This window comes from Blautia sp. AM47-4, from assembly GCF_003479865.1.
Taxonomy (GTDB): Bacteria; Bacillota; Clostridia; order Lachnospirales; family Lachnospiraceae; genus Fusicatenibacter; species Fusicatenibacter saccharivorans.
On sequence record NZ_QUHY01000118.1, the window covers coordinates 1 to 518 of the forward strand.

A 518-nucleotide genomic window follows, 5' to 3' on the forward strand; every position below is an offset into this window, starting at 1 on the left:
CTCTTTTATATACTTTTGAACTGCTTCATCTGTTATATTGCCAATCGTTTCAACATAATATCCTCTAGCCCAAAACGCTTTATCCCATTTACTTTGCAACTCAGGATGCCTGTCATAAATCATTAATGTGCTTTTTCCTTTCAGATACCCCATAAAATCTGATACTCTGAGTTTTGGTGGAATTGCTACGCTTAAATGTACATGATCTATACATACCGCTCCTGCAATTATCTCTACATTTTTATACTGGCATAAAGTTGCTATTATCTCTCGGACATCTCTGCGTATTCTCCCATACAATACCTTCTTTCGGTATTTAGGAATAAACACAATGTGATACTGGCATTTCCAACGAGTATGTGATAAACTTTTATTGTCCATTTGGACCGCCTCCTTTGATTTTGAGTTTGGCTTGCGACACCATTCTCATTCTATCACAGGAGGCTTTATTTTGTTATCCTCACCACTTCCGACTACTCTATTCTCCCCAGCATAGCTGGGGGATTAGACTTTTCATT

1 protein-coding gene is annotated in these 518 nt (G+C 37.8%); it reads right to left on the minus strand.

Features of this window, described 5'->3' with window-relative positions:
- A partial coding sequence (gene tnpA, locus DW965_RS18935) for an IS200/IS605 family transposase (RefSeq protein ID WP_119189067.1) occupies positions 1–381 on the minus strand: 381 nt, incomplete at its 3' end.
- Positions 382–518 lie beyond the last annotated feature (137 nt).